6 protein-coding genes are annotated in these 3,171 nt (G+C 47.9%); 1 reads left to right on the plus strand and 5 read right to left on the minus strand.

Annotation, left to right across the window (positions count from 1 at the left end):
- From RM811_RS12050 to RM811_RS12065, 4 genes are all read right to left on the minus strand, one after another.
- A partial coding sequence (locus RM811_RS12050; protein WP_402524495.1) for a cyclic pyranopterin monophosphate synthase MoaC occupies nt 1–206 on the minus strand: 206 nt, incomplete at its 3' end.
- A gap of 2 nt (nt 207–208) precedes the next feature.
- Nucleotides 209–745 carry a molybdenum cofactor biosynthesis protein B gene (gene moaB, locus RM811_RS12055; protein ID WP_402524498.1) on the minus strand — a complete coding sequence of 179 codons (537 nt, stop codon included), beginning with the start codon at nt 743–745 and terminating at the stop codon, nt 209–211.
- 23 nt (nt 746–768) lie between these two features.
- Nucleotides 769–1,377: a molybdenum cofactor guanylyltransferase gene (locus RM811_RS12060; RefSeq protein ID WP_402524500.1), complete on the minus strand. Its 609-nt coding sequence runs from the start codon at nt 1,375–1,377 to the stop codon at nt 769–771.
- A gap of 102 nt (nt 1,378–1,479) precedes the next feature.
- Nucleotides 1,480–1,935: a YcgN family cysteine cluster protein gene (locus RM811_RS12065; protein WP_402524503.1), complete on the minus strand. Its 456-nt coding sequence runs from the start codon at nt 1,933–1,935 to the stop codon at nt 1,480–1,482.
- A gap of 206 nt (nt 1,936–2,141) precedes the next feature.
- Here RM811_RS12065 and RM811_RS12070 point away from each other — a divergent pair, with 206 nt between their 5' ends.
- Nucleotides 2,142–2,729, plus strand: a complete 588-nt coding sequence (locus RM811_RS12070) for a hypothetical protein (RefSeq protein ID WP_402524505.1) — start codon at nt 2,142–2,144, stop codon at nt 2,727–2,729.
- A 28-nt stretch (nt 2,730–2,757) separates the two neighbouring features.
- Here RM811_RS12070 and RM811_RS12075 read toward each other — a convergent pair.
- Nucleotides 2,758–3,171 (minus strand): DUF480 domain-containing protein (locus RM811_RS12075; protein ID WP_402524507.1); only part of this gene is annotated, 414 nt, incomplete at its 5' end.

Here is a 3,171-nt window from a genome sequence, read left to right on the forward strand (position 1 = left end):
CTGCACTGTTTGGCCGCCTGAATCCCGGCAATTCTCGCAACCGCAAGCACATCCCCTTTTTTAAGACCATTGTCTTTTACCAGCGCCAGTGTTTCAGGCGCCATGTAGATGTAACCTTCTGCCCTTGCTTCACGACGAGTGATGTCTTTATCACCAACATCAACCATGCTGGCTTTACCATCACTATCAATATGGGTAAAAGACACGATCAACCCACCTTTTTCAGCTGTTCGACAAAATTACATGGCCGATGCTGGCTGTTCAGCTGATCCTGAATAATCCCTTCCCAGGCAGTCTTACAGGCATTATTGGAGCCAGGCATCACAAAAATAACCGTACCATTGGCCATACCGGCTACGGTACGTGATTGAATAGTAGACGTTTTGATTTGCTCATAAGAGATTTGTCGAAACAGCTCACCATAACCATCAATCTGCTTGTCAAAAATGGGCAGCAGGGCTTCTGGTGTACTGTCCCTTCCGGAAAAGCCGGTACCACCGGTAACCAGTACAGCCTGAACACAGTCCGGATTACCCCCGTCACTGGCAATCCAACGGGAAACCACTTCCCTGATTTTGTAAATATCGTCCTTCACAATCGCCTTATCCACCAGCTTGTGGCCTGCTTCAGTCAGGCATTCAACCAATAGACGGCCAGATGTATCCGTTTCTTCAGTACGTGTGTCAGATACCGTCAGAACGGCAATATTTACAGGAATAAACTCATTGAACTGGTTATGAGCCATGGCGCTTTATGCTCCAGTCTTATTCAAAAATGCTTAGTCATTAAGTGGCGCCAATCTTCAGGCGTATTGGCGTTATCAAAATAGTCTGCCATGGCCGGAGGCAATGGAATCGTCTGCCCACCCAGCTGTTGGTACAACCTCCACAGTGCATAATCTTTTGGGTTATCACTTTGGATAGCCCGTTCAATCACTTGTCGCAAATTAGACGACACAGGAAGAACAACAGGCAGATTGAAACCCTCAAAACAGCAAGCCTGCTGCTGGTCACAGAGCCTTCTGATCGCTTCAGCAGGAACCAGCGGCATATCAACCGGGATCACCAACAGGCGATCACCATCGTGCAATTGTTGAACAGTGGCATGGAGTCCACTCAGCGGCCCCCGGTCCGGGAAAATATCGCCAATACTCTCTACAAGAAACTCAGCTCCCAGAGTGCTTCCACTGTCAGCCTTGCCTTTCGCAAAGCCAGATCCGCTGACCAGAACATGATCAATTCCGGCACTGGTTAACAGTGAAATCATATGCTGGTAGAGAGGCCTTCCATACCAGCTCAGTCGCGACTTATCCTGCCCCATCCGGGAGGAACGACCACCCGCCAGAACCAGACCGTAGAGTTTGCTATGTCCGGTCATGGGTTCACAGACTCTTTCATCAGATATTCAAATTGAGGGCTAGTGTAAGGTTTTCACCACTTCTGACAAGCATTGAGATCAATTATCAGGAAGTAATCAGCCTCATTTCACCCGGATAATGTAATCAAACCAGTCAGAAGGGTCAGGAACATCCTCTTCAGAAGCAATATCTTTACCCCTGATGGAAAAGCCCGCCTCATGAACAGACTCCGGATTTCCAGTGATCAATGGATGCCAGGAAGGCAGGTCGTATCCGTGGTACAGCAGGTTGTAGGCACAACTATCCGGTAACCATGGCAGATGTTCATGGAGGGTTTTCGGGGTAAATTTGATGCAGTCATCCACATGTTTGCGGCGATGTTTATAACGCGTGCAGCGGCAGGTTTCCAGATCCAGAAGGCGACAAGCCACTGCCGTAGTGTGAATTTCTTCAGTATCGGCATCGATCACCTTGTTGAGGCAGCATCGGCCACAGCCATCACAGAGCGACTCCCACTCTTCCGGAGTCATCTCGGTTAACGATTTTACCTGCCAGAATGCAGGCTCTGAGTCACTCATTAAGAACCTTTAAACACCATCAAAGGGTTTCATTTTGGGTGAACAAGCATACTCCTGAGCCCGGGGATGACAATCAGCAATAGCCATATTTATTAATAAACACTTTATCCATTGCTCCGGTTGTTAGCTATTCTGACCACTCTGTTATGGCATTGTCTGGAGTGCCATGAAATGATTCCTGATGATTTCATTAGTAGGAGGTTATTATGCTAAAGAGGCTCTCACAAACACTTTCAAATGCAGGACAGCGGGCAACTTCTATCTTCACTCCCGGCCAGAAAAGCAAGAAGGGAGCAGAATTCAACCAAATGGCCGTCTCTACGGTTGATTCTGAAAAAAAGTTAAATAAAAGCGACGATATGCCTAAACATCTCGAGCCAACCACAACTCATTTTAAGCGCAACACTTTTCCCACTGCCAAACCGACGGTGACAGAAGCATTGCCGGAACGGAGAAGGGAGGATAAAAGCAAGGTTGATAGCACGATTCATGGAGATATAAACAACCCATACTTTGCAAGACTACGTCAGGAAGCGGGCGAAAAAAAACATGAAGCCCCTGCGACATATATATATAACACCGAAGATAACCTGGAAGGTGTTAATTTCAGACTTCGCACGGACACCAACATCCAACACCGGGCTCGTCAGATAATAGACAGCGCCCCAGAGATGGATGAGACTAAACAGTCTATGCGCACGAAGGCAGAAACGTTAAAAAGCAGATATGATTACAACTTTCGACTGGAAAACAAGGTTTTGAATGAATCATCCTGGCGCAATGAGAAACCATAAAAGCATTGCATCTACCTGCTGACCACAGTTATCTTCCCATCTCCCGGTTCAATCGTTCAATTTCTGCTCTCAGAATCATAACTTCGTGCTCCAGTTCACGAATCCGGACTTTATCATCCGCAACCAGGTCTGTCTGGCTCACCACATTGACGTCACCAGAGAAGAGATGGGCATACCGGCTTTCCCGCTTTCCAGCCTCTCTGGGCAACTGAACGACCTGACCACGCTCCGCCATCGCCTGTAAAACAGCTTCAACTTCACGAACATCAGTAAACTCTGCCAGGCGACCGGTACGGCTGCGCAATTCACCGGGCGTTTGCGGGCCACGGAGAAAAAGCACACAAACAATGCTTCTCTCCTGATCAGTCAGTTGCAAACTTCCGAACTCGGTATTGCAAAAGCGATGTCGGTACTTACTCACACGAGCCCCGGTATCTTCACT

The sequence above is a fragment of the Endozoicomonas sp. genome, from assembly GCF_031844845.1.
Taxonomy (GTDB): domain Bacteria; phylum Pseudomonadota; class Gammaproteobacteria; order Pseudomonadales; family Endozoicomonadaceae; genus Endozoicomonas.

Coding starts and splice junctions, on each gene's coding strand:
- moaB (WP_402524498.1), bottom strand. CDS start 745: ATGGCTCATAACCAGTTCAATGAGTTTATTCCTGTAAATATTGCCGTT.
- RM811_RS12060 (WP_402524500.1), bottom strand. CDS start 1,377: ATGACCGGACATAGCAAACTCTACGGTCTGGTTCTGGCGGGTGGTCGT.
- RM811_RS12065 (WP_402524503.1), bottom strand. CDS start 1,935: ATGAGTGACTCAGAGCCTGCATTCTGGCAGGTAAAATCGTTAACCGAG.
- RM811_RS12070 (WP_402524505.1), top strand. CDS start 2,142: ATGCTAAAGAGGCTCTCACAAACACTTTCAAATGCAGGACAGCGGGCA.